The organism is Streptomyces sp. CA-210063, assembly GCF_024612015.1.
Taxonomy (GTDB): Bacteria; Actinomycetota; Actinomycetes; order Streptomycetales; family Streptomycetaceae; genus Streptomyces.
Genome location: NZ_CP102512.1, coordinates 4,814,700 through 4,837,336, shown reverse-complemented (window position 1 = coordinate 4,837,336; position 22,637 = coordinate 4,814,700). Strand labels below are relative to the sequence as shown.

Here is a 22,637-nt window from a genome sequence, read left to right as displayed (position 1 = left end):
AACGTGACCGAGACGACCCAGACGCAGACGATGCCCTCACGCGGCGGGGGCAGGCCGAGCAGCCCGGAGTTCCGGGTGGCGATGGACGCGTGGCGCAGGCTGCGGCAGGACCTGTTCCACGACGCGTTCGCCTACCGACCACTGCCGCCCATGAAGATGGACGGCCTGTTCACCAGCCGGCTCTCCGGCCACCTGCGGGAGTACGCGCGCTGGACCCCGCACGCGATGGTGGTGACGGCCGGCCTGCTGTCGCTGACCATCTCGGCATCCGCCAGCCAGGGCGGCGGTGAGGTCGCCATCATCCTGTCCGCCCTCCTCGCCCTGTGCCCGGTCCTGCTGACGCTGATACGGCCCGTCGGAGCCTTCTGGGTGTCCATGGCCGCTACCCCTGTCACCGGGGCGTTCACCGACATGTGGAGCGACTGGCCCTGGGCGACCGGCAGCTTCGCCTGCCACCTCGTGGTGTTGACGGTGGTGGCGCTGCGTACCCGGCCGCGCACGGCCGCGTGGATGTGGGCCTTGAGCGCGACGTACGGACTGCTCCTCGAAAGCACCGCCGGCGGGGGGCACTACGCCTCGAACACAGGCCCCTTTCTGATCATCTCCGCGATGGCCCTGCTGGCCGCCTCCGTCGTGAACATACGCCGGTCGGCCCAGCAGGAGGTGACCGCCCAGCAGACCGTGACGGCGCACGAGCGTTCCAAGCGCACCCTTCTCGAAGAGCGCACCACGATCGCCCGTGAGCTGCACGACGTGGTCGCCCACCACATGTCGGTGGTCGCCATCCAGGCCGAGGCCGCGCCCTACCGCGTGGAGAACCCGCCGCCGGAGCTGGAGCAGGCCTTCGTCACGATCCGGGAGAACGCGGTGGCAGCGCTCACCGAGCTGCGCCGTGTCCTGGGCGTCGTCCGCGCCGAGGACTACGAGGCCCCGGACGCCCCGCAGCCCACCCTCGCCGACCTCGACGGCCTGCTCGCCAATGTGCGCGAGGCCGGCCTCACGGTCGACAAGGCGGTCACCGGAGCGGTCCGCGAACTCCCGCAGGGCGTGGAGCTGTCGGCGTACCGCATAGTCCAGGAAGCCCTCAGCAACACCCTGCGGCACGCGCCCGGTGCGACGGCCCGCGTGGAGATCGGCTACGTACTGGGCGGACTCGGCCTGCGCATAGTCAACGGCCCGTCCCCGGAGGTGACCCTGGTGAAGTCCACACACGGCGCCGGCCACGGCATCACGGGCATGCGCGAGCGCGTGACGATGCTGAACGGCGAGATGACGACGGGCGAGACGGACGACGGAGGCTATGAGGTGACGGTGTTCCTGCCGGTGACCACCACGAGCGAGGCCGACGCATGACGATCCGTGTGCTGATCGCCGACGACCAGATGATGGTCCGCGAGGGCTTCTCGGTGCTGCTCGGCGCGATGCCGGACATCGAGGTGGTCGGCGAGGCGGTCAACGGCCGGGAGGCGGTCGACCGGGTCCGGGAGCTGTCGCCGGACGTGGTCCTGATGGACATCCGTATGCCCGAGCTGAACGGCATCGAGGCAACCCGGGAGATCGTGGCGGCGGACGGCGGGGCGAAGGTGCTGGTGCTGACCACGTTCGACCTCGACGAGTACGTGTACCAGGCGTTGCGCGCGGGAGCCTCCGGCTTCCTCCTCAAGGACGCCTCGGCCCGTCAACTGGCCGACGGGGTCCGGGTGGTGGCCGCCGGCGAGGCCCTGCTGGCCCCGTCCGTCACCAAGCGTCTGATCACGGAGTTCTCCAAGCTGGCCCAGTCACCTCGCCCGTCGGCGGCCACCCAGCTGGCGTACGGCGAACTCACCGACCGCGAGACGGAGGTCCTGGTTCTCATCGCCCAGGGTCTGTCCAACATGGAGATAGCCGAGCGCCTGGTGGTCGCCGAGTCCACGATCAAGACCCACGTGAGCCGGATCCTGGTCAAACTGGGCCTGCGTGACCGCACCCAGGCAGCGGTGTTCGCGTACGAGGCGAGGCTGGTCACACCGGGGTAAGAGATCCCTGGTCAGGGAGACACCCCTGGTCAGGGAGACCCCCCTGGTCAGGGAGACACCCCTGGTCAGAAAGGGGGGAGCCGGGCTAGCGTCCATCCATGGCAGCTGCTTCCGACTTCGCTTTCGACCCGTGGGACCCCGACTTCGTGGCCAACCCGTACCCGGCGTACGCGGAGCTGCGGGCCCGGGGCAGGGTGCGGTACTTCGAGCCGACGAACCAGTGGCTCGTCCCGCACCACGCGGAGGTCTCGGCGTTGCTGCGGGACCGGCGGCTCGGGCGGACGTATCAGCACAGGTTCACGCACGAGGACTTCGGGCGGACGGCGCCGCCGGCGGAGCACGAACCGTTCCACACGCTGAACGACCACGGGATGCTCGATCTGGAGCCCCCGGACCACACGCGGATCCGGCGGCTGGTGTCGAAGGCCTTCACGCCGCGCACGGTGGAGCGGCTGAAGCCGTATGTGGAGGAGCTGGCCGGTGAGCTGGCGGCGGGGCTGGTGGAGGCCGGCGGGGGTGACCTGCTGACGGATGTCGCGGAGCCGCTTCCGGTGGCGGTGATCGCGGAGATGCTCGGTATCCCCGAGTCGGACCGGGCGCAGCTGCGGCCCTGGTCGGCGGACATCTGTGGGATGTACGAGCTGAGTCCGTCGGAAGAGACGGCGAAGCGGGCGGTGCGGGCGTCGGTGGAGTTCTCGGAGTATCTCCGGGAGCTGATCGCGCACCGCAGGGCGGTGCCGGGCGAGGATCTGATCTCGGGGCTGATCGCGGCGTACGACGAGGGTGACCGGCTCACCGAGCAGGAGATGATCTCGACCTGTGTGCTGCTGCTGAACGCGGGCCATGAGGCGACGGTGAACGCCACGGTGAACGGCTGGTGGGCGCTGTTCCGGAACCCGGAGCAGTTGGCGGCGCTGCGGGCGGATCACTCGCTCGTGCCCTCGGCGGTGGAGGAGCTGATGCGGTACGACACTCCGTTGCAGCTTTTCGAGCGCTGGGTGCTGGACGACATCGAGATCGACGGTACGACGGTTCCGCGGGGCGCGGAGATCGCGATGCTGTTCGGTTCGGCGAACCATGACCCGTCCGTGTTCGCCGCACCCGAGAAGCTGGACCTCACGCGCAAGGAGAACCCGCACATCTCGTTCAGCGCGGGTATCCACTACTGCATCGGCGCTCCCCTCGCCCGTATCGAACTGGCGGCTTCGATGACGGCCCTCCTGGAGAAGGCCCCGACCCTCGCCCTCGCCACCGAGCCGACGCGGAAGCCGAACTTCGTGATCCGGGGGCTGGACGGCCTACCCGTCGAGGTCTGAGGAACCCTCGCCACCCGCCCGCGAACCCGCCCGCGAACCCGGCCCCGGATCCGGCGCTCCCCGTCGCCGGGCCAGGATCAGCGCGATCGCGAGGCAGACGAGGGCCGGGAGGGCGGCTCCGGCGAGGGCGACGAAGGGGAGTTCGGTGGCGAGGACGGTGTAGTCCATGTCCTCGCCCTCGAAGCCGCCTTGGAGGTGGCGCCGGGTGCGGTCCGAGGTGCTCCAGACGAGCGTCGCGGCGGTCGCGCCCACCGCCGAGAGCGCACAACCGCCGCACCCCAGCGCACTCTGCCGGTCCACCCGCCGGCCCCTTTCGTCCAGATGCTCCCGCCGCTGCTCCCGCTGCTCCCGCTGCTCGGCTTGGTCCATGACCGCAGGGACGCGCCCCGTCCGACCGTGGTTCTCCAGGGCAGGGGCGACGCGACTTCCCGCTCTCCCCGACCCACCACCCACCACCCCCCGCCCTCAGCTGCTCAGATCCCGCCGCCGCAGTCCCGCCAGCCCGCCCGTGACCAGTACCACCGCGATGCCGGTCAGTACCAGCACCGGCGCCCACTCCATCTCCCCGCCCGGCAGCTTCGGGAGGTGGCCGAAGGGGGAGAGGTCGAGGACGGCTCGGGGAGCGTTGAGTGCGGGGCCGATCCAGCCGATCAGGAGGACGGCGCCGGCGAGGCCCCAGGCCGCCATCGCCGCTCGGGGGGTGAGGCCGTACAGCAGGACGGCCGCTCCGCCGATGACCCAGATTCCGGCGACCTGGACGAGGCAGGCGCCCAGGATCGGGCCGGCCTCCTTGCCGTAGCCGATGGTGAAACCGAGGCCGGCGAGGAGCATGATCCACACCGCTCCACCGAAGGCCACGACCAGGTGTCCGGCTGCCCACCGCATCCGGCTCACCGAGTTGGCGAGGAGCGGTTCGGCCCGCCCGGACGTCTCCTCGCCGTGCAGGCGCAGCACGGCGCTGACGATGTACAGCGCGGCGATCAGGCCGAGCACGCCGATCATCGAGGCGAGGAAGGCGTTCGTCAGGCCGGACTGGCCGCCCATGCGTTCGAAGATCTCGCGGGCGCTCTCGTTGTCGCCGACGAAGTCGGCCGTGCCCTCGGTCAGCCCGCCGTAGACGACGCCGGCGAGGAAGAAGCCGATGCTCCAGCCCAGGACGCTGCCGCGTTGCAGCCGCCAGGCCAGCGCGCCGGCCGTACCCAGTCGGCCGGCCGTCGGTCCGGGGCGGGTCGGCAGGAAGCTCATGCCGACGTCGCGGCGCCCGGCGAGTGCGTAGGCCACCGTGCCCTGGATCGCCGTCGCCGCAACGAACAGCAGTAGCACCCACCACCGTTCATCCGCGAAGGAACGCTCGTTCTCCAGCCACCCCAGCGGCGACACCCAGGTCAGAAAGGACGAACCCTCGTTCGCGGAGGCGTCGCCGGCCGCCCGCAGCACGAACGCCGCGCCCAGCACCCCCGCCGTCAGCCCCCGCGCCAGCCGCGCGCTCTCCGTCAGCTGGGCGACGACCGCGGCCATCGTCGCGAACACCATTCCGACGCCCGCGATCCCCAGCCCGAAGGCCACCGCACCCGCGGCGCCCTCCCCGGCCAGCCCGAGCGTGATGAGTAACGCCAGCCCGCCGTTCGCGACCGCCGCCGTGAGCAGGGCCGCGGTCAAGGATGCCCGACGCCCCACCATCCCCGACGCGACGAGTTCCTGGCGGCCGCTCTCCTCCTCGTCGCGGGTGTGGCGGATGACGACGAGGAGGCTCATGACGGCGGCGAGGAGGCCGGCGTACACGCCGACGCGCCAGGCGGTCAGGGCGCCGAGGGAGTCGTCGAAGACGGGGCCGACCAGGGCGCGCAGCGACGAGTTCGTGGTCATCTGGCGCATGAGGTCGGCGCGTTCGGCGGCGGTGCCGTACAGGCTCTTCAGGCTGTTCGGCATGGACAGGACCATCAGCCCGGTCACCGCGACCCAGGCCGGGACCATCACGCGGTCGCGGCGCAGGGCGAACCTCAACAGGGTTGCCGTACCGGCCAGTTGACGGCTCCCGCCGGACCGTACGGCGAAGGTGCTCGGGGTCGTGGTGTCGGTGGCGGCGGTGGTCATCACGCGACCGCCTCTCCCGCCACGTCCACGTCCGCGTTCGCGTTCGCGTTCGCGTCCCGTACGTCGTCCTGGTAGTGCCGCAGGAACAGTTCCTCCAGCGTCGGCGGGGTCGACGTCAGTGACCGTACGCCGGACTCGGTCAGGGAGCGCAGTACGGCGTTGAGTTTGTCGGTGTCGACCTGGAGGCGGACCCGGCTGCCCTGTATGTCGAGGTCGTGGATGCCGGAGAGGCGGGCCAGGCCGCCCGCCGGACCGGCGAGTTCGGCGGTGACGCTCGTCCGGGTCAGATGGCGCAGGTCGGCGAGGGAGCCGCTCTCGACGGTGACGCCCTTGCGGATGATGCTCACCCGGTCGCACAACTCCTCGACCTCGCTGAGGATGTGCGACGACAACAGGACCGTACGGCCCCGGTCGCGCTCCTCCCGTATGCACCGCTGGAAGACCTCCTCCATCAGCGGGTCCAGGCCGGAGGTCGGCTCGTCGAGGATGAGGAGGTCGACGTCGGAGGCGAAGGCGGCGACGAGGGCGACCTTCTGGCGGTTGCCCTTCGAGTAGGTGCGGCCCTTCTTCGTCGGGTCCAGTTCGAAGCGCTCGATCAGTTCGGCGCGGCGGCGGGTGTCGAGGCCGCCCCGCAGCCGGCCGTAGAGGTCGATGACCTCGCCGCCGGACAGGTTGCGCCACAGGGTCACGTCGCCCGGTACGTAGGCGATCCGGCGGTGCACCTCGACCGCGTCCGTCCACGGGTCGCGGCCGAGTACCTGCGCGGCGCCCGAGTCGGCGCGCAGCAGGCCGAGGAGGACGCGGATGGTGGTGGACTTTCCGGCGCCGTTGGGGCCGAGGAAGCCGTGGACCTCGCCGGTCTCGACGGTGAGGTCGAGCCCGTCCAATGCGTGGGTCCGTCCGAAGGACTTGTGCAGTCCGGAGACGGTAAGGGCCTTCGTCATGCTTCAGAACGTACGCTTCCTTCAGAAATTTGTGAAGTTAAGGAAGCGTATGAATCACCGGTAGACTCGGTGACGGTGTCTGACCAGGGGAGATGATCCAGGGATGGCGGAAGCGAAGGCCGGAGCGGAGGCCGGCGGTGCCGGGGCTGTGGGGCGCGACCCCGAGGCGGTCTCCCGTTTCGTCGAGGGTTTCGCGGCGCAGCTCGTCGAGGCCGGGATGCCGCGTATGCCGTCCCGCGTCTTCGCCGCGCTCCTCGCCTCCGACACCGGCGCGCTGACCTCCGTCGAGCTGGGCGAGCAGCTCCGGATCAGCCCGGCGGCCGTCTCCGGCGCGGTCCGCTATCTCGCCCAGGTGCACCTGGTGTCACGCGAGCGCGAGCCCGGTTCGCGCCGCGAGCGCTACCGGGTCCACAGCGAGCAGTGGTACGAGTCCCTCACCAACCGCGAGGCCATCATCAAGCGTTGGGAGGAAGCGTTGCGCGAGGGCGTCACCAGCCTGGGCGCCGACACCCCGGCCGGCCTCCGCCTCGCCGAGACCCTCGCGTTCTTCGAGTTCATCGAGGCGGAGGTCGAGGGCGTAATGGCCCGCTGGCGCGCCCGCCGCGACCAGACCTTCGGCCGGGGCTGACCGGCTCACTTGCCTTACGGGCCCTACTTGTCGCCCTTCTCGGTGCCGACGTCCTTGCCGACGCCGACGCCGACGCCGACGCCGACGTCCGTGCCCACGCCCGCTCCCGTATCCGTACGGCTCGCCAGCCGCTCATAGCGCTGCCTCGCGGCCTGGGGTGTCTGGAGGCCGAGGCCGAAGGCGATTTCCGGCCAGGTCAGGCCACGGCCTCGGGCCATCTCCAGGAGGCCGACTTCCAGTTCGTCCATTTCGCCGCGGGCGAGGGGGAGGAGGGTCAGGGCGGCGGTGATGTCGGCGCGGTCGATCTCGGGTTCGCCGTCGTCGGGCAGTGCGGCGCCGCTGAGCAGGAACGACACGAGCCTGATCGCCTCGTGCGGGCCGAGGACATGGGGATGGATCTGGCGGCGGCGCTGCTCGTCCGTGGCCGCGTGCCGCTCGGCGATGCGGAACAGGGACGTATAGACGCGCTGGGCCCGAGCCTCGTCCGCGCTCGGCGGCGTGAAGGGGTCGGGAGCGGTGGACTGCGGAGGTGTTGACGACATGCGGCCAGCATCGAATGTAAACACTATGTTGTCAACGGGTTATTGCTCCCCTCTGGTTGTTCTCCGTCGTCGGCTCTGTCGTCGGCGACAGATGCTCGGGGAAGGTCACGCCTGTCAGTTCCTCGGAGACGGTCCACAGGCGGCTCGCTGCCTCGGGGTCGCTGGCTTGGGGGGAACGGCCGACGAGGGTGGGGCCGCCGCGCCATTCGCCGAGGCCGTCAGGGCCGACGTAGGAGGCGCCGGGGAGGTCCATGACGGCGGCGTACAGCGTGGGCAGGGAGCCGGCTTCACTGTCCTGGGCCAGGAGGCGGTTCGCGAGGCGGGCGACTGCCCGGTACAGGGCGTTGGCGCCGTGATTCGCGAGGTTGGTGCTGGACAGGCCCGGGTGCGCGGCCGTGGCGCGGACGGGGGAGCCCGCGAGACCGAGCCGGCGCTGGAGCTCCAGCGTGAACAGCAGGTTGGCCAGCTTGGACTGGGCGTAGGCGGTCACCGGGTTGTACTCGCCCGTCAGCTTCAGGTTCTCGAAGTGGATGCGAGCGCGCCCCACCTTGTGCACGTTGGACGACACGGTCACCACGCGGTCGGTGACGTGGGGCAGGAGCAGGTTGGTCAGGGCGAAGTGGCCGAGGTGGTTGGTGCCGAACTGTGTCTCGAAGCCGTCCTTGGTGGTGCCCTCGGGGACGTTCATGACGCCGGCGTTGTTGATGAGGAGGTCCAGGTCGCCCTGCCATTCGTCGGCGAACCGGCGGACCGACGCCAGGTCGGCCAGGTCGAGCGGGCGGACCTCCACCGTGCCGCGCGCCCCGCTGACGGTCGCGGCGGCGGCCTCGCCCCGGCGGGGGTCGCGGACGGCGAGCACGACATGCGCGCCGGCCCGGGCCAGCGCGTCGACGGCGGGCAGGCCGATGCCGCTGTTGGCACCGGTGACGACGGCGGTACGGCCCGTCAGGTCGGGGATGTGGGTGGCGCTCCATTGGTTCGTCTTGTTGGTCATGGACTCAATGTAGGCACCGATCACAATGTAGTCAATGCTCACTATGTAGATGGTGCTCACACTCGGATACGCTGCAAGACATGAAGTGCCGCCCTTACCACCACGGAGATCTCCGCACCGCTCTACTGGTCCGCGCCGAGCAGGCGCTCCAGGAGAAGGGGCCGACCGAGTTGTCGCTGCGCGAATTGGCCCGTGACATCGGGGTCAGCCCCGCCGCGCCCAGCCGCCATTTCAAGAGCAAGCAGGCGCTGCTGGACGCGCTGGCGCTGCGGGGGTTCGACCGTCTGGTGGCCATGCTGATCAGCGCCGGGGAGGAGGCGGGGGAGTCGTTCGCCGAGCTGTTGACCGTCGTCACCCGCGCCTACATGGAGTTCGCGGCCGCCAACCCCGCCCTGCTGGAGCTGATGTACTCCGTCAAGCACGACCCCATCGCCTCACCGGAGCTGGCCAAGGCCTTGCAGCGGATGCCGGCCATCGCCGACCAGCTGATCGAGGAGGGGCAGCGCCGGGGTGAGGTCCGCGAGGGCCCGGTGGACGAGATCGGCCCGCCGGTCGTGGCCGCACTGCACGGCTACGCCACCCTCGCGATCGTGGGAGCCGTCCCCGCCGACAGAATCGAACGGGGCCTGGAGGACATGGTGGCCTTCGTGCTGCGCGGGTGCGCGCCGTAGCGGACGCGCGCGCTCCTCGCTCCCGTCAGCGCCGCCCGCCCCTCGCTCTCGTCACCGTCGGCCCCCGAACTCCCACGCGTGCACCTCGACGTCGGCGTACCGCTCCCCGGCCAGTACGGCCCGTGCCGCGTTCCCCGTCGGGGCCCGGACCAGTGCCGCCGAACCCAGCCAGACCGTGCCGTCGTCGGACAGCAGTGGCCCGTACGCGATCAACTCGTCCCGCCACGCGGCCGGTACGACGAGATCGGCGGCGTCACCCCCGACCGACTTGTGCTTGGTCAGTCGGAGGCGTTCCGCCGTGCCGCGCTCGCGGCCTTCCTGGCCGCGCGGTGTCTTTTCCCCAGCCGCATCGACTGGAGGCACGACACGCCCTCCCTACGGCAGGCGTCCATGCAGGCCACAGCGTGGTCCAGCCAGTCGCTGAACGTGGCCATCACCGGGTCGAGCGGCGGTTCGCCCTCCCGCCGCGTCGGTTCGTCGCTCACGCCGTACGCCTCTCACCCAGGTACGCCGTGACGTACGCCCGCACCATGTCTCCCTCGTCCACGTCCAGGTCGTCCGGCGGTACGGCCCGCGCGGGCGCCCTCTTCGGCCGCCGTTCCCAGCAGGGTTCGCGGGGCAGCATCGGCAACCACCGGCCGTACGTGGCCCGGTACCGTTCCGACCGAGCCGCCCAGCGCCGCCAGCGCGCCTGATACGGGCTCAGCACCGCGCTCACCGCGACCGCCGCCCCGGAACCACGAAGTACGCCCACACGCACTTCGTGAACGGCCGCACCTCATGCCCCCACCGCTCGGCGAGCCCGGCGACGAGCACGAGGCCGAGCCCGCCGTCCCCTTCCGTTCGCGGCGCCGGCACCTTCCCCTTGTCCGGGTCCGACACCTCGACCAGCAGCCCACAGCCCCGGATCGAGAGGCTCACCTCGACCTCGGCGAGCGTCACCCGACAGTGCCGTACGGCATTGGTGACCAGCTCTGTCGCGACGGTGGCGACGTCGTGGGCGAGTTCCCCGTCGAGGGCCCAGTCCTTGAGGATCCGCTGCACCTGGGCGCGGGCTTCGGGGACGTGTCTTCTCCGCTTGGGGATACGGAAGGAGTCGCGGCGTGGGGTGAGTGCGGGCATGGCGAGAGAACCCCCTGACGTGCAGTCAAGTTCACGCGCTGTAGTGGATCGCGCACAGCAAAGCTATTGCATATATAGAGTTCCAATCAAGCCGCACACTTGTATTTATAGAGATCGCTGGGAGGCCCTGGCTGGCTCTACAGTGGTGCTCGCCATGAACGGGGAGGAGAGGTGAGCGGCTGATGGCGGGACAGCCGACCGTGCGCAGCAGGCGACTTGGAGCGACGCTGAAGAAGTACCGACTGGCTGCCAAGCTCGATCAGCCGCAGGTCGCAGAGGTGATCGCGAACCATCAGGCTCGGGTCAGCCGTATCGAGAGCGGGCACGTCATCGCCCGCCCGATCGAGATCCGCGTGATGCTGGCCGCGTACGGCGTGGACGACCCGGAAGTGTGCGGCAGGCTGGAGAAGTTGGCCAAAGAGGCCAATCGGCGCGGCTGGTGGCACGAATACGCCGAGCACCTGCGGCCGGACTACGTGGATCACATCACGCTGGAGGCCGACGCGACCTATTTCCAGTCGTGGCATCCCACCCTCGTCGCCGGACTTCTGCAAACCGCCTCCTATGCGGAAGCGGTGATGAGGTCGGGGCCTCTGGAGATCGCACCCGAACAGGCCGACCTCCTGGTTCGGGTACGTATGAGGCGGCAGGCCACGGTTGCCGAGGGCGGCACACCGTGCGAGTTCGTCATCTGGGAGCCGGTCGTCGTGCACCCCTTGTCGAGTACCGAAGTTCATCGGGAACAGCTGTCCGCTCTCCTTGACGCGGGACAGAGGGAGAACGTGACGGTCCGCATCCTTCCGTTCGGTGCGGCGGTGCTTGCGGGAACTTCCTCCTTCACCTCCCTCGGTTTCGGTTCCGAGCCGATCCCGGAAGCAGTGACCGTGGAGCACCTGGGGGGTACGTTGGTCCTGGAGGAGCCGGACGACGTCGCTCCCTACTCGCACGCCTTTGACCTACTGCGATCGGCGGCCATGACGCCGGATGAGTCAGCCCGCTTTATTCGGAACGCCCTGCGGAGTGTTGATGGCAACTGAAGTCGCCGGACCCTTTCAGAAGTCGTCCTACTCCTACCAATCGGGCGACTGCGTCGAGGTCGCCCCCACCACCACCGGCGGCCGAGCCATACGCGACAGCAAGAACCCCCACGGCCCCCTCCTGTACATCAGCCCCACCAGCTGGCACACCTTCCTCGCCGCCACCCTCGGCCGGAAGAACCCTCAGTAACGCTTCGCCGTTCCTCGCATGATCCGCACACGCCGTGGTAGCCACATGGTGACCCTGCGGAACCATGGGAGAGGGATGAGTGCAGCGGCCGGCCGGCGGAGGACTGTCGTCTTCCTCATCGGCGCACCCGGAGTCGGAAAGTCCACCATCTCTCGCCTCCTGGCCGATGACTTCGGCCTCCACGCCTTCCAGAGCGGACAGGTCCTACGGGATGCGGCCAGGAACGCGAAGGACCTCCAACTACGGCGGCTGATCGCGTCTCGGATGCGGCGCAGTATGCCGATGCCGGTGGAGGTCTACTGCCGGCTGCTGAAGGATCACCTGCCCCGGGAGGCGGGCAACGGGCTGGTCTTCGACGGGTATCCGCGCACGGTCGAACAGGCCGCGAGCATTCCGACGGTTCTCAAGACGGTGAACATGACCGGTGACCGGGTCGTCGGGTTCGTTCTCGAAGCACCGCAGGACGTACTCATCGCACGTTCCGCCAAGCGCCTCGTATGCGGAACGTGTGGTCAGGACACACGGGGAGAAGGCGGCTGCTGCCATGCTCCGCGCCTGCAGCGGCGAGCCGATGACTCGATGGGTCCGCTGCTGGCGAGGAGCAGGCGTTTTCATGAACTCCTGCCGTCGGTGAGAGAGGTGTTCGGCGCACGGTGGCCGTGCTTCGGCATCGATGCCGGCGGACCGAAGGAGGAGGTCGTGTCGTCGATCAAGCAGCGCTTACAGACTCTCCCTGAGAGTGTCGGCGATGTCTGAATAGGCTGCCTCTTCGTGCCGCAGGAGCGAAAGCTCGTGCGGTTGTTCGGCGGTCTTGAAGCACGCTTCCCCCTGAAGCTTCCACATCTCGGATTCGATCCAGCACAGCTGGCGGTACTTCTGGGGAGCCATGGCCTGCGATCCGAAATCCCACCCGATCGCCGAGACCGGGATTCCGGCGAACTGCTCCGCTGCCCGTCGCCGATACTCTTCCCGGCAGACGGTTTCCGGATGCAGGAATGACAGGTCGAAGCCGTTGTCGGCCAGGCCGAAAGCTGCCAGGCCGAACAGGAACTTCACCTTGATGGCACGCTTTCGGCAGTACTCCTCGATCTTCCTGGCACCGACCAGTGTCCCCGCGTACGAAACGACGAAGACCTGGTCCAGCGGGTGAAGCTTCCGATACGCTTCGAGCGCCGCGACGATCGTCGCTCCCGAAGCCACCGTGTCTCCCACGAGGAGCGTCCGGCTCGGAGCTTCGAATTTCGCGTAGGGGATTTCGACCTTCACCTGATCGCTGGACACGGAGACTCTTGACGTGGCGATCAGGTTCGTCGGCAGATTCTTTCCGGTCTGTGTCGCGACCGCCTCCGCGAGCTGGTACACGAGGCCCTTGCTGAGAATCATCAGTTCCGCTGCATGCTCGGGATCGAACTCGTCCATCAGATGATCGATGAACAGGCGGGAAGCCTCTAAGCATGCTCGCCGAAATTCAACTCCTGCTAAGTTCCGATCGAACATGATGCGCTCGAGCGGATCGTTGTGGACCAGAGAAAGGTGCGGCGATGAATCGCCGAGTTCCACCTTCTCAAGGAAACTGCCGGATGTGCGGGTGATCACAGGCGTTCTCCCCTACGTTCCGACTATTTCGCCAGGGCAAGTCGCTTCCGAGCAGCCAACATCGGTTGATCATGGGGCAACACGTTGTCACGGTATTCCGTGATGGCGGAGTCCAGCCACTGCGGCAGGCGCGCGGGCTTCTTCTTCTCGGTCACGGCCCTCGCCAGATACCGGCCGGCGTCGTGGAAACTCTCCACCACATGCGTGGCCAGGGACGCCACGTGCGGGTGGACGTAATCGGTGACGGTCACACCCCGATAGTGCAGTTCATCCAGGCGATACTTGGAGTTGCGAGGCGCCACGACGATGACCGGTGTCCCCATGGCGACCGCCGCCGCGAGCTCGACCCCGATGCCGAGCCCCCTGCGCTCCCGCGCGTCGACGATCACGGCGTCGGCGACCATGACCTGGTACATGTCGCGGCCGAACTGTCCCAGGACGTTCCCCGGATCAACGATGGGATCGTCCGGATTAAGGAATACGACGTCGTGGGGGTGGGCCGCTTTCCGTACCTGCTCTTTTTCGGTTCTCGTCCAGCAAATTTTCTTTTCATCACCCGCCCCTTTTGCGATCGACCCTGAACAGTAGACTGACAGCAGCATTTTCACGGAACCCTTTTCCCTGGCTTGTTGTGCGGTGTCACGCTAACATAACTGGGACACCACGACGCACACATTCCGTTGGGCTTGTGCGAAATTTTCCGCATCCTTTATTTCGGTTGTCCTTCTGATCCTTACGACGGCCGATCTGAGCGATACCGGATAATCTTGTGCGTAGAGTGCGAGCGTCAGTTCGCCGAACTCGGGAATCGATCGCAGCGAGATGAGTTGCTGCCAACTCGCAGTGCCATGGACGTAGGTGTGAATGCCGATCCATCGCAGCGCCAAGTCGAATCTGCGTGCGGAGAGAAGGGAGAACGCGGACCCTTCGTGTGCGGCGGACACACCGCATGAAAGATCTGAATGGTCGAAATCCACGAGCATGTTCGCCCTGAGGTCCCGCAGATAGCTCAGCAGGTAGGCCCTCGACAGCAGGATATTGACACGGGTGGATTCACGGGCCGTCAGGCCGATGGGAATCACCTTCTGTACGAACCTGCCCACCACGGCCTGCCCTTCAAGCCGTTGCGGAACGGAATAGAGCGAATCCTCGATGTCCTCCCGGCGGCCCGACCAGCGGGCCGAAACCGACTCGACCAGCCCCGAGAAGTCCCCGTTCTCTTCGAATGCCGAATGCCATAAGGAGGATATGTCCGCCGTCGAACTTCCCAGGCGGGGCTGCCAGGCGACAATCCGTTCGCCGCCTAATTCCACCTTTGCGGCATAGGGATTCACTCTGTCGTGCCTGTATTCTTCGGCCTTCAACTCCCTGTACGCCTCGAGATCCATCACGGGTGCGACACAGGAAACCCTGCCCGACGCGACAAGAGGCGAAATCTCGCGTAGAAAGACAGCGAAGCAGGGCACCTCGAAGATGTACGAGGCGGGAAACACGAGGTTCGCGTCGGTCAACAGGACGGCGAGCCGGGTGATCCGCAGCGATTCCCGTAGGACTCGCTCCGAGTGCACGCCTCGGCAGAACAGGCCGTAGCAGGCCAGCACTTCGGGGTTCAGATACTGGATGAACAGCGGTCTGCTGCGGTCGTACGTAGGTGAAGGCGGCGACGGCTGTGCTGATCCGCCGTTCATGGCACCGACGTTCAGGTGGAGATCCCGGCCGGCTCCGAAGACGTCGCGCTGTGACTCCATCCGCTGGCCGTGACCATGGTCGACCGCCACGTCAGTCGTGACCGCCCTCTGGGAGCCGCCCGAACCGGACCGTCTGATCCCGCCCGGCGACATAAGCGTCCCGAGCCGCGGAGATGTGCTGGGTGTGCACACGGCTGCCATGGGCTCCGACGGCCTCCTCGGCAAGGCTCAGCAACGACCTCAGCAGGGCGGCACGGTCGGGATGCTCCTCCAGTACCGCCTCGAAGCGGCCGGACCACAGAGCGCTCTGCGTAGCGAGAACGGACTCCTCCGTCGCCGGAGTGGCCTGCCTCAGGGTTTCCCGCGAAGCATCCAGCCGCACCAGCGCGCTCGACTCCCGCTGCGCGTCGCCGCGGCCCAGCAGTCTGGCGGCACTGTCGCGCACCGCTGCCCAGGTATCAGTCACCATGGCCTGGACCAGCGCTGTACCACCCGCGCCCGCCAGAACCAGAAGTGTAGGATCCATCAGCTCCCCCTGGCCGTCGAACCTCACTATCCGAAGTGTGGCGACTTTGATTTGGCGTCACCAGACCCCCTCCGGACAGAGATGGCCAAAGCCGATCGAGGAGCGAGCACAACACCGGTCAGCGTGCTGGCTCCGGCCCCCTCCTGTCGCACCGCTCACGCGCGGGCGATAACCCGTCAGGAGTAATCACCGGAACTGCGGCTGATCCGCGCGGATTAATATGGGGAGGTCATCTCCCCGAGGGATGCCCTGTGCCGGAACCCCGGCTCGATTGCGGCGAGCCGGGGTTTCCGATGCTTCGATGAGGGGCTGTCCGTTCCTGTCAGCGGCGGGAGTGGTGGGAATTGTGTGAGTCATCGATCACGCGGAAACTGCCCAGGATGAGATTGCCCCGGTTTTCCCCCTCGATGGACGTGGTGGAGCTGTGCGGGCCGACCGTGGCGGCGGGAGAACCGTTGTCGCAGGTGATCCCGTTGAAGAATTCGACCGTCTTCTTGCTCTCGTTCCGGATGTTGAAGGTGGTCGCGCCGATCAGCTGCTGGTTCACGTTGACGACGGCGATGCACGACCCCGGCTCGGCGCCGTACGTGCGCTCGTTGATCATGACGTGGCCGTCGTGCTCGTCGTCGCGCCGGTCGTCCTCGTCGTCGTCGCGCCGGTTGTCCCCTCGGTTTTCACCTCGGCCCTCGTTGCCTTGGCCCTCGTTGCCCTTCCTGGAGCCGCCCCAGCTGTCGTTCCGTCCGGCGTCGGCGGCGGCGTTCGAGCCGGCGTTGGTGCCGGTGCCGTTGCCGCCGCGGGGAGGGGCGGGGGCGGCGTCCTTGGTGATCGGGGCGGACTCGGGGGCGGATTCCAGGGCGGAGCTGGCGTAGGTGACACCTGTGGCGGTCGCGACCGCCACGCCGACGGAAGCGGCGATCACCGTCATGGTACGAGTGCGCAATGCACTTCCCCTTCTCTTCGTTCTCGCCGGCAGGACCTGCCGACGAGAACGAACGTAATGACGGCCATTTCAGCTGTCATTTCGGAGAAGCCCGGGGTGAGGTGAAAATAGGACTGAACGGCCGTATGAAAGGTCGCCCTGTCGAGTGACCGACAGGCCCCCTGACGGCCCCTCAAAGTGACCGAATGAGCTGGTGTTTCCCATGAATTGGGCCGCCACACCCAGCTGAACTGACATGTCGTCACCCCCTTGGAGGTGCCGTTGGCGGAACTCGTCCCCTGATCGCCCGTCAGTCCGCCCCCGGTGACCGTGGTCTGCCGGGGGCGGGAAAGCTGACGGCTCTTCAAGAGCGGTCGGGGCTACCGCTCCTTCGTCTCCTCCAGCACCGTCCGGCCCAGCAGCGCGTACCGCTCGGGCGCCCGCCGCTTCAGATACTGGGCGTAGGCGATACCGCCCACCGCGACCAGGCCGACGATCCAGGGGGTGGCCTGAAGGACGAAGGACCCCGACTCGGGACCGGCCGCGACCCCCATGTTGGACACCAGCAGCACGACCACCGCGAGCATCGCCACGCCGCCCACCAGCGGGGCGACCAGCGTCCTGAACCAGTGGCGGCTCTCGGGGTGGTGCGAGCGGAAGTAGGCCAGGACGGCGAAGGAGCAGACGGCCTGGACGACGAGGATGGCCATGGTGCCGAGGATGGCGAGAAGGACGTACGTACCGGAGTACGGGTCCTTGCCGGCGACGGCGAACACGAGGAGCAGGACGCCGCTGACGACGGTCTGGACGAAGCCGGCGATGTGCGGGGAGCCGTGCCGGGGGTGGGTGCGGCCGATGGTCTGCCGCAGACCCGGGACGGCGCCCTCGCGGCCCAGCGCGTACAGATAGCGCGCCGCGCAGTTGTGGAAGGCCATGCCGCAGGCCAGCGAACCCGTGATCATCAGCCACTGCATCACCACGACCGCCCAGTGGCCGACGTACTGCTCGGTGGGGTTGAAGAACATCGCGAGCGGGTTCGAGGAGGAGGCGGCCGCCACGGCCTCGGCCTCGCCGTTGCCGATGATGGCCATCCAGGAGACGAAGACGTAGAAGACGCCGACGCCCAGGACGGAGATCATCGTCGCCTTGGGGATGATCTTCTTCGGGTCGCGGGACTCCTCGCCGTACATGGCCGTCGACTCGAAGCCGACCCACGACCAGAAGGCGAAGAAGAGGCCGAGACCGGCGGACGTGCCCTGGAAGGCGTTGACCGGGTTGACCGGGCCGAAGGTGAAGCCGTGCGGGCCGCCGCCGTGGAGGGCGACGGAGATCGCCATCGCCGCGAGGATCGTCACCTCGGTGGCCAGGAGGACCACGAGCAGCTTCTCGGCCACCGACACGCCGAACCAGGTGCCCATCGCGTTGACCGCGAGCATCAGGATCGCGAAGGTCCACCACGGGATGTTCGCCCCGGTCTGGTCCTCCAGGGTCGTCGTCGCGAAGACCGAGAAGATGCCGATGAGGGCCGGTTCGAAGACGACGTACGCGAAGGTCGCGAGCAGTCCGGAGGCGAGGCCGACGGTGCGGCCGAGGCCGTAGGAGATGAAGCCGTAGAAGGCGCCGGTGGAGGTGATGTGCTTCGCCATCGAGGTGAAGCCGACGGAAAAGATCGCCAGGACGACCATTGCGACGAGGTAGCTGGCGGGTGCCCCGATGCCGTTGCCGGACGACACCATGAAGGGCACGTTGCCCGTCATCGCCGTGATCGGCGCGGCCGTGGCGACGGCCATGAAGACCACGCCCAGCAGGCCGACCGCGTTGGGCTTGAGCCGGTGAACGGCCCCTCCGCCGCCTGCACCGGCCCCGGGCGCGTCGGGTGCCTCGTCGGGGGCGACGCCCTCTTGTACTGCCATCGGGTGGCCCCTTCCTGGATGCCGTGATCGTGCCGCGCACTGCCGCATGGACCTGCTGAACCGGAACTCTCTAGCCCGAATGAGTCGGCCAAGAGTCTCGACGCGTTAAATGTTTGTCAACCAGACCTTTAGAAATTCTCGGTGGCGAACGGCTCGGTTAACTCTCCAGGGAGACCGTGGACCGGGCGGTGGAGCCTTCCGTACGGTCGCCGGCATGAGCACGTATTCCGCCACCCTCGGCGGCCGGACGTACACCTACGACGGCCTGCCCGCCCTGCTGGCCGCCGCGAGCCCCGAGCGCTCGGGGGACCGGCTGGCCGGGCTCGCCGCCGAGTCCGCGCGGGCGCGGGTCGCGGCACGCTGGGCGCTGGCGGAGGTGCCGCTCACGGCGTTCCTCGCCGAGCCGGTGATCCCGTACGAGGTGGACGACGTCACCCGGCTCATCGTCGACACGCACGACGCCCTCGCCTTCGCGCCGGTGGCGTCGATGACGGTCGGCGAGTTCCGGGAGTGGCTGCTCTCACCGGCCGCCGACACGGCCGCCCTGACCGCGCTCGCGCCCGGGCTCACGCCCGAGACGGTCGCCGCGGTGTCGAAGCTGATGGGCAACGCCGACCTGGTGGCCGTCGCCCGCAAGGTCCGGGTCGTGACCGCCTTCCGCTCCACGATCGGCCTCCCCGGCCGCCTCGCCACCCGCCTCCAGCCCAACCACCCCACCGACGACCCCGCGGGCGTGGCGGCGGCCCTGCTGGACGGGCTGCTGCTCGGCTCCGGCGACGCGGTCATCGGCATCAACCCCGCGACGGACAGCCCGAAGGCCGTACGGGACCTGCTGGAGCTGCTGGACGGGGTCATCCAGCGGTACGCCATCCCCACCCAGTCCTGCGTCCTCTCCCACGTCACGACGACCATCGACCTCATGGAGCGGGGCGCGCCGGTCGACCTGGTGTTCCAGTCCATCGCCGGCACCCAGGCCGCCAACGCCTCCTTCGGCGTCACCCTCGCCCTCCTCGACGAGGCGTACGAGGCGGCCCGGGCCCTCGGGCGGGGCACGGTCGGGCGGAACGCGCTCTACTTCGAGACCGGACAGGGCAGCGCGCTCTCCGCCGGCGCGCACCACGGCGTCGACCAGCAGACGGTCGAGGCCCGCGCGTACGCGGTCGCCCGCCGCTACGACCCGCTCCTCGTGAACACGGTGGTCGGCTTCATCGGGCCCGAGTACCTGTACGACGGCCGCGAGATCCTCCGCGCCGCCCTGGAGGACCACTTCTGCGGCAAGCTCCTCGGCCTGCCCATGGGCCTCGACATCTGCTACACGAACCACGCGGACGCCGATGACGACGACATCGCGACGATGCTGACGATGCTGGGCGTGGCGGGGGCGTCGTTCGTCATCTGCACCCCCGGCGGCGACGACATCATGCTCAACTACCAGTCCGCCTCGTACCACGACGCGCTGTACCTGCGCGAGGTCCTCGGGCTGCGCCCCGCCCCCGAGTTCGAGGAGTGGCTCGCACGGATCGGGCTCCTGGACGACGCCGACGGCACCGGCGGGGTCCGGGACGTCACGGGCAAGACCCACCCTCTGATGGCGATCGGCAAGGAGCGCGCGGCATGACGAAACCTCGACGACCCGACGCGAGTGACCGCCGACTGGCGGTGATGGTACGGGCGCTGATGTCCGACGGCTCCACCGCGGACTCGACCGCCGGCCCCGCCGCGGACCCCGCCGTCTCGGCCGCCGGTCCGGGCGCCGACTTCGTCGCCGTGCCAGCCGTCGGCGTCGCCGCGGACTCGGTCGCCGCTCCCGCTGTCGACCCCGCCGCTGTCCCCGGTGCCGGTCCGGGCGCTGACTTCCTCGGCGTCCCGGCCGTCGACCCTGCTGCTGTCCCGGGCGCCGGCCCCGCCGTCGACCCCGCCGCCGTCTCAGCCGTCGACCCGGCCATCGCCCCCGCCGTCGATCCAGTCGCCGCTCCCGCTGTCGCCCCCGCCGCTGTCCCGGGTGCCGGTCCGGGCGCTGATTTCCTCGGCGTCCCGGCCGTCGACCCCGCCGCCGGCCCCGCCGTCGACCCGGCCGTCGACCCGGCCGCCGGCCCCGCCGTCGACCCGGCCGCCGGCCCCGCCGTCGACCCGGCCGCCGTCTCAGCCGTCGACCCAGTCGCCGCCCCCACCCCAGACCTGTGGACCGCGTTGCGTCGGCACACTCAGGCGCGGATCGGGCTCGGTCGTGCCGGGACCGCGTTGCCGACCCGGCACCGGCTCGCACTCCAGGCGGCGCACGCGGCGGCGCGGGACGCGGTGCACTCGCCGTTCGACCCGGACGCGGTGGCGGCGGAGCTGACGGGCACGCCGACGATACGGGTCCGCAGCGCCGCTCCCGACCGTACGGCCTACCTCCGGCGCCCCGACCTCGGCCGCCGTCTGCACCCCACCGACCGGGCGCATCTGCCCCGCGAGGACTGGGACGTGGTGTTCGTCGTCGCGGACGGGCTGTCCAGCCGCGCGGTCCACGAGCACGCGGCGGCGGTGATCCGCGCGACCACCGAGCGCCTGCCCGGCCTGCGGATCGCCCCTGTCGTCCTCGCCGAACAGGCCCGGGTGGCCCTCGGCGACGACATCGCCCACGCCATGGGCGCCGGCCAGGTCGTCGTCCTCGTCGGAGAACGTCCCGGCATGTCCGCCGCCGACTCCCTGGGCGCCTACCTGACGCACGCCCCCGTACCGGGCACCACGACCGACGCCGACCGCAACTGCCTCTCCAACATCCGCCCACCCCTGGGCCTGTCCTACGAGACGGCCGCCACCAAGCTGACCACGCTGATGCTCCGAGCACGGGAGCTGGGCCTGACCGGGGTGGGGCTGAAGGACGAGTCGGACGGTGCGGAGAGCGTGGCGGGTGGTGCCGGGTCGCTCGGGCCGGAGGCGTGAGACCCCGGCCGTGGAGGCTGTGGCAATGCGCGCCCCTGCGCGCTCGCTCGAACGGATGGAAGGGGGCATATCGGGGTAAACGCTGGGCAGGTCGCCGTGTCAGCTTTGGCTGGCCCCTGTCGACCGACCGTTCCCGGGAATCCACCCCATGCGCCAGCTCGCCATCGTCTCCGCGGCCTTCGCCGCTCTCCTCCCCGCCGCCTCCCCGGCTGTCCCGGCCACCGCGCCCGCCGCCGTACCGCCGGGCCATGTGTACTTCTGGCCCGAGCGCGGCCAGATGGGCCCCGGCGGCGCCTGGGACTACGCCCCGCCCGGCTACCGCGAGGCCGACCCCCGCGTGAAGCGCCACGCGTACTCCTTCGACTCCCACGCCCCCGTCAGCGTCTTCGCCATCAGCTTCAAGCCCGGCGGCGGCTGCCTCTACCGCGAGATCCGCCCCGACGACCACGCCGACGACTGGAGCGCGTGGGCGACGAAGTTCGACGGCGTCAGCGACACGCGGATGGGGTGCGAGGCGGGCTGAGCGCGGTATCCGGAACGCCTCGGTCGCCCGAGCACCAGCACCCCAGATGAACCCTCGCCTCCGTACGGCCGCCGCCGCGCTCCTCGCCTGCGGTCTGCTCCTCACCGCCGGTACCGCCTGTTCGACGGCCCCGGCCCCGCCCCGGCTCGCCCCGGACGACGTCATCAGGGCCGCGACCCAGCGGCTCACCGACGCGTGCCTGAGCCGCCAGGGGCTCACTCCGCCGCGCGCCGGGCAGAGCCCGCCGCCGGACGCCGAGCGGGCGCGGATCGCCGAGGCGATGTTCGGGGCGGGCCGCACGGAACTGTCCGTGCGGCTGCCCACCGGATACGTCGTCCGCGCCCACACCGACGGCTGCCTGGCCGCGGCCCAGCGGCGGCTCTACGGCGACCAGCGCCTCTGGTTCCGTACCTCGACGATCGTCAACAACCTCAGGCCCGAGGCCGCCCACACCGACCGCACCCTCGCCGAGGTCCGCGCGGGCCACCGCAGCGAACTCGCCGACTGGCGGCGGCTGCGCGCCCGCGCCCTCACCGAAGCCACCTCTCTGACCGGCAGCACCAACCCCCCACCCCCGAAGGGAAACACCCCACGATGAAGCGCTTCACCGCCCTGTTCTCCGCCGTACTCCTCTCCGCAGGAGTGGTCCTCGCGTCCTCGTCCTCCGCACAGGCGGCCGTCTGCGGCAGCGGCAACTTCTGTGTGTGGACGGACGCCAATTTCTCCGGCATGAAGGTCGAGTGGCCGGGCGACGACCACTGGTGGGAGAGCAACATCGCCGACGAGGACTCCTCCTGGGCCAACCACGGCATCTCCGGCCCGGGCGTCAAGGACCACGTCAAGGTCTACTCGCGCGGCAGCCTCGGCGGCCACATGACCATCTGCCTGACCCCCGGCCAGGAGGTCGGCTACAACGGAGCCGCCAACGACGACGGCGACTCCCACACATGGGCGATGAGCTGCTGACACGCTGACCGTCGAAGGGGCGCCT

Annotated in this window: 26 protein-coding genes and 1 pseudogene; 14 read left to right on the top strand and 13 right to left on the bottom strand. The window is 69.2% G+C overall.

Annotation, left to right across the window (positions count from 1 at the left end; all coding sequences use genetic code 11):
* Nucleotides 1-3 precede the first annotated feature (3 nt).
* From JIX56_RS20895 to JIX56_RS20885, 3 genes are all read left to right on the top strand, one after another.
* Entirely contained in the window at nt 4-1,353 is a 1,350-nt protein-coding gene (locus JIX56_RS20895; protein WP_257542729.1) for a sensor histidine kinase, read from the top strand.
* Nucleotides 1,350-2,015 carry a response regulator gene (locus tag JIX56_RS20890; RefSeq protein WP_257542728.1) on the top strand — a complete coding sequence of 222 codons (666 nt, stop codon included), beginning with the start codon at nt 1,350-1,352 and terminating at the stop codon, nt 2,013-2,015. The genes JIX56_RS20895 and JIX56_RS20890 overlap by 4 nt, the downstream gene beginning before the upstream one ends.
* Nucleotides 2,016-2,113: 98 nt before the next feature.
* Entirely contained in the window at nt 2,114-3,331 is a 1,218-nt protein-coding gene (locus tag JIX56_RS20885; protein WP_257542727.1) for a cytochrome P450, read from the top strand.
* Here the strand turns inward: JIX56_RS20885 and JIX56_RS20880 are convergent.
* The 3 genes from JIX56_RS20880 to JIX56_RS20870 all read right to left on the bottom strand — a co-directional run bounded on the left by JIX56_RS20880 (nt 3,314) and on the right by JIX56_RS20870 (nt 6,369).
* A complete protein-coding gene (locus JIX56_RS20880; protein ID WP_257542726.1) occupies nt 3,314-3,700 on the bottom strand; it encodes a hypothetical protein in 387 nt (128 codons plus the stop codon). The two genes, JIX56_RS20885 and JIX56_RS20880, sit on opposite strands and share 18 nt — an antisense overlap.
* 96 nt (nt 3,701-3,796) lie before the next feature.
* Nucleotides 3,797-5,425 (bottom strand): ABC transporter permease, encoded by a 1,629-nt coding sequence (locus tag JIX56_RS20875; protein WP_257542725.1) that lies wholly within the window; start codon nt 5,423-5,425, stop codon nt 3,797-3,799.
* On the bottom strand, nt 5,425-6,369 hold the full coding sequence (locus JIX56_RS20870; protein WP_257542724.1) for an ABC transporter ATP-binding protein: 945 nt from the start codon (nt 6,367-6,369) through the stop codon (nt 5,425-5,427). Before JIX56_RS20870 ends, JIX56_RS20875 begins: the two co-directional genes overlap by 1 nt.
* 103 nt (nt 6,370-6,472) lie before the next feature.
* On the opposite strand from JIX56_RS20870, the gene JIX56_RS20865 reads away from it, so the two are divergent.
* The gene (locus JIX56_RS20865) at nt 6,473-6,997 is read left to right on the top strand and encodes a GbsR/MarR family transcriptional regulator (RefSeq protein WP_257542723.1); all 525 of its coding nucleotides are present in this window, start codon (nt 6,473-6,475) and stop codon (nt 6,995-6,997) included.
* Nucleotides 6,998-7,020: 23 nt separating this feature from the next.
* Here the strand turns inward: JIX56_RS20865 and JIX56_RS20860 are convergent, their stop codons facing one another.
* Nucleotides 7,021-7,539: a DNA-binding protein gene (locus JIX56_RS20860; RefSeq protein WP_257542722.1), complete on the bottom strand. Its 519-nt coding sequence runs from the start codon at nt 7,537-7,539 to the stop codon at nt 7,021-7,023.
* A gap of 31 nt (nt 7,540-7,570) precedes the next feature.
* Nucleotides 7,571-8,533 carry an oxidoreductase gene (locus JIX56_RS20855; RefSeq protein ID WP_257542721.1) on the bottom strand — a complete coding sequence of 321 codons (963 nt, stop codon included), beginning with the start codon at nt 8,531-8,533 and terminating at the stop codon, nt 7,571-7,573.
* 80 nt (nt 8,534-8,613) lie between these two features.
* Between JIX56_RS20855 and JIX56_RS20850 the strand changes: the two genes are divergently transcribed.
* Complete coding sequence (locus tag JIX56_RS20850; RefSeq protein ID WP_257542720.1) at nt 8,614-9,204, top strand: TetR/AcrR family transcriptional regulator; 591 nt, start codon at nt 8,614-8,616, stop codon at nt 9,202-9,204.
* Between the two features lie 51 nt (nt 9,205-9,255).
* Here JIX56_RS20850 and JIX56_RS20845 read toward each other — a convergent pair.
* A pseudogene (locus JIX56_RS20845) lies at nt 9,256-9,462 on the bottom strand (YciI family protein); the annotation flags it as partial.
* Between the two features lie 272 nt (nt 9,463-9,734).
* Here JIX56_RS20845 and JIX56_RS20840 point away from each other — a divergent pair.
* Nucleotides 9,735-9,899 (top strand): hypothetical protein, encoded by a 165-nt coding sequence (locus JIX56_RS20840; RefSeq protein WP_257542719.1) that lies wholly within the window; start codon nt 9,735-9,737, stop codon nt 9,897-9,899.
* Between the two features lie 19 nt (nt 9,900-9,918).
* On the opposite strand, the gene JIX56_RS20835 is transcribed toward JIX56_RS20840, so the two are convergent.
* Nucleotides 9,919-10,326 (bottom strand): ATP-binding protein, encoded by a 408-nt coding sequence (locus JIX56_RS20835; RefSeq protein ID WP_257542718.1) that lies wholly within the window; start codon nt 10,324-10,326, stop codon nt 9,919-9,921.
* A 182-nt stretch (nt 10,327-10,508) separates the two neighbouring features.
* On the opposite strand from JIX56_RS20835, the gene JIX56_RS20830 reads away from it, so the two are divergent.
* From JIX56_RS20830 to JIX56_RS20820, 3 genes are read left to right on the top strand one after another with little or no spacing between them, the layout of a single operon-like run.
* Nucleotides 10,509-11,363 (top strand): helix-turn-helix domain-containing protein, encoded by an 855-nt coding sequence (locus tag JIX56_RS20830; RefSeq protein ID WP_257542717.1) that lies wholly within the window; start codon nt 10,509-10,511, stop codon nt 11,361-11,363.
* Nucleotides 11,353-11,553, top strand: coding sequence for a DUF397 domain-containing protein (locus tag JIX56_RS20825; protein WP_257542716.1), 201 nt, complete (start codon nt 11,353-11,355; stop codon nt 11,551-11,553). The genes JIX56_RS20830 and JIX56_RS20825 overlap by 11 nt, the downstream gene beginning before the upstream one ends.
* Nucleotides 11,554-11,571: 18 nt before the next feature.
* Nucleotides 11,572-12,309 (top strand): nucleoside monophosphate kinase, encoded by a 738-nt coding sequence (locus JIX56_RS20820; RefSeq protein WP_306819866.1) that lies wholly within the window; start codon nt 11,572-11,574, stop codon nt 12,307-12,309.
* Here JIX56_RS20820 and JIX56_RS20815 read toward each other — a convergent pair.
* From JIX56_RS20815 to JIX56_RS20790, 6 genes are all read right to left on the bottom strand, one after another.
* Nucleotides 12,274-13,149: a hypothetical protein gene (locus JIX56_RS20815; protein WP_257542714.1), complete on the bottom strand. Its 876-nt coding sequence runs from the start codon at nt 13,147-13,149 to the stop codon at nt 12,274-12,276. The genes JIX56_RS20820 and JIX56_RS20815 overlap by 36 nt on opposite strands.
* Before the next feature lie 23 nt (nt 13,150-13,172).
* Nucleotides 13,173-13,757 (bottom strand): hypothetical protein, encoded by a 585-nt coding sequence (locus JIX56_RS20810; RefSeq protein ID WP_257542713.1) that lies wholly within the window; start codon nt 13,755-13,757, stop codon nt 13,173-13,175.
* A gap of 36 nt (nt 13,758-13,793) precedes the next feature.
* Entirely contained in the window at nt 13,794-14,927 is a 1,134-nt protein-coding gene (locus tag JIX56_RS20805; RefSeq protein ID WP_257542712.1) for a hypothetical protein, read from the bottom strand.
* A gap of 1 nt (nt 14,928) precedes the next feature.
* Complete coding sequence (locus JIX56_RS20800) at nt 14,929-15,363, bottom strand: hypothetical protein (protein WP_257542711.1); 435 nt, start codon at nt 15,361-15,363, stop codon at nt 14,929-14,931.
* Nucleotides 15,364-15,685: 322 nt separating this feature from the next.
* Nucleotides 15,686-16,303 (bottom strand): hypothetical protein, encoded by a 618-nt coding sequence (locus JIX56_RS20795; RefSeq protein WP_257542710.1) that lies wholly within the window; start codon nt 16,301-16,303, stop codon nt 15,686-15,688.
* A 359-nt stretch (nt 16,304-16,662) separates the two neighbouring features.
* Nucleotides 16,663-18,195, bottom strand: coding sequence for an APC family permease (locus JIX56_RS20790; protein WP_257542709.1), 1,533 nt, complete (start codon nt 18,193-18,195; stop codon nt 16,663-16,665).
* A gap of 214 nt (nt 18,196-18,409) precedes the next feature.
* On the opposite strand from JIX56_RS20790, the gene eutB reads away from it, so the two are divergent.
* The 5 genes from eutB (at nt 18,410) to JIX56_RS20765 (ending at nt 22,612) form a co-directional block, all read left to right on the top strand.
* Nucleotides 18,410-19,813, top strand: a complete 1,404-nt coding sequence (gene eutB, locus JIX56_RS20785) for an ethanolamine ammonia-lyase subunit EutB (RefSeq protein ID WP_257542708.1) — start codon at nt 18,410-18,412, stop codon at nt 19,811-19,813.
* 560 nt (nt 19,814-20,373) lie between these two features.
* On the top strand, nt 20,374-21,123 hold the full coding sequence (eutC, locus tag JIX56_RS20780) for an ethanolamine ammonia-lyase subunit EutC (RefSeq protein WP_257550994.1): 750 nt from the start codon (nt 20,374-20,376) through the stop codon (nt 21,121-21,123).
* A 148-nt stretch (nt 21,124-21,271) separates the two neighbouring features.
* Entirely contained in the window at nt 21,272-21,646 is a 375-nt protein-coding gene (locus JIX56_RS20775) for a hypothetical protein (protein ID WP_257542707.1), read from the top strand.
* Nucleotides 21,647-21,692: 46 nt separating this feature from the next.
* Nucleotides 21,693-22,244, top strand: a complete 552-nt coding sequence (locus JIX56_RS20770) for a hypothetical protein (protein ID WP_257542706.1) — start codon at nt 21,693-21,695, stop codon at nt 22,242-22,244.
* Entirely contained in the window at nt 22,241-22,612 is a 372-nt protein-coding gene (locus JIX56_RS20765) for a peptidase inhibitor family I36 protein (protein WP_257542705.1), read from the top strand. The genes JIX56_RS20770 and JIX56_RS20765 overlap by 4 nt, the downstream gene beginning before the upstream one ends.
* Nucleotides 22,613-22,637: the final 25 nt, after the last annotated feature.

Bases quoted from the DNA above. Each gene is read 5' to 3' on its own strand.
- JIX56_RS20770 (WP_257542706.1), top strand. From the start codon at position 21,693: ATGAACCCTCGCCTCCGTACGGCCGCCGCCGCGCTCCTCGCCTGCGGT.
- JIX56_RS20880 (WP_257542726.1), bottom strand. From the start codon at position 3,700: ATGGACCAAGCCGAGCAGCGGGAGCAGCGGGAGCAGCGGCGGGAGCAT.
- JIX56_RS20775 (WP_257542707.1), top strand. From the start codon at position 21,272: ATGCGCCAGCTCGCCATCGTCTCCGCGGCCTTCGCCGCTCTCCTCCCC.
- JIX56_RS20875 (WP_257542725.1), bottom strand. From the start codon at position 5,425: ATGACCACCGCCGCCACCGACACCACGACCCCGAGCACCTTCGCCGTA.
- JIX56_RS20830 (WP_257542717.1), top strand. From the start codon at position 10,509: ATGGCGGGACAGCCGACCGTGCGCAGCAGGCGACTTGGAGCGACGCTG.
- JIX56_RS20870 (WP_257542724.1), bottom strand. From the start codon at position 6,369: ATGACGAAGGCCCTTACCGTCTCCGGACTGCACAAGTCCTTCGGACGG.
- JIX56_RS20855 (WP_257542721.1), bottom strand. From the start codon at position 8,533: ATGACCAACAAGACGAACCAATGGAGCGCCACCCACATCCCCGACCTG.
- JIX56_RS20820 (WP_306819866.1), top strand. From the start codon at position 11,572: ATGATCCGCACACGCCGTGGTAGCCACATGGTGACCCTGCGGAACCAT.
- JIX56_RS20850 (WP_257542720.1), top strand. From the start codon at position 8,614: ATGAAGTGCCGCCCTTACCACCACGGAGATCTCCGCACCGCTCTACTG.
- JIX56_RS20825 (WP_257542716.1), top strand. From the start codon at position 11,353: ATGGCAACTGAAGTCGCCGGACCCTTTCAGAAGTCGTCCTACTCCTAC.
- JIX56_RS20790 (WP_257542709.1), bottom strand. From the start codon at position 18,195: ATGGCAGTACAAGAGGGCGTCGCCCCCGACGAGGCACCCGACGCGCCC.
- JIX56_RS20860 (WP_257542722.1), bottom strand. From the start codon at position 7,539: ATGTCGTCAACACCTCCGCAGTCCACCGCTCCCGACCCCTTCACGCCG.
- JIX56_RS20885 (WP_257542727.1), top strand. From the start codon at position 2,114: ATGGCAGCTGCTTCCGACTTCGCTTTCGACCCGTGGGACCCCGACTTC.
- JIX56_RS20835 (WP_257542718.1), bottom strand. From the start codon at position 10,326: ATGCCCGCACTCACCCCACGCCGCGACTCCTTCCGTATCCCCAAGCGG.
- eutB (WP_257542708.1), top strand. From the start codon at position 18,410: ATGAGCACGTATTCCGCCACCCTCGGCGGCCGGACGTACACCTACGAC.
- JIX56_RS20800 (WP_257542711.1), bottom strand. From the start codon at position 15,363: ATGGATCCTACACTTCTGGTTCTGGCGGGCGCGGGTGGTACAGCGCTG.
- JIX56_RS20840 (WP_257542719.1), top strand. From the start codon at position 9,735: ATGTCTCCCTCGTCCACGTCCAGGTCGTCCGGCGGTACGGCCCGCGCG.
- JIX56_RS20890 (WP_257542728.1), top strand. From the start codon at position 1,350: ATGACGATCCGTGTGCTGATCGCCGACGACCAGATGATGGTCCGCGAG.
- JIX56_RS20865 (WP_257542723.1), top strand. From the start codon at position 6,473: ATGGCGGAAGCGAAGGCCGGAGCGGAGGCCGGCGGTGCCGGGGCTGTG.
- JIX56_RS20765 (WP_257542705.1), top strand. From the start codon at position 22,241: ATGAAGCGCTTCACCGCCCTGTTCTCCGCCGTACTCCTCTCCGCAGGA.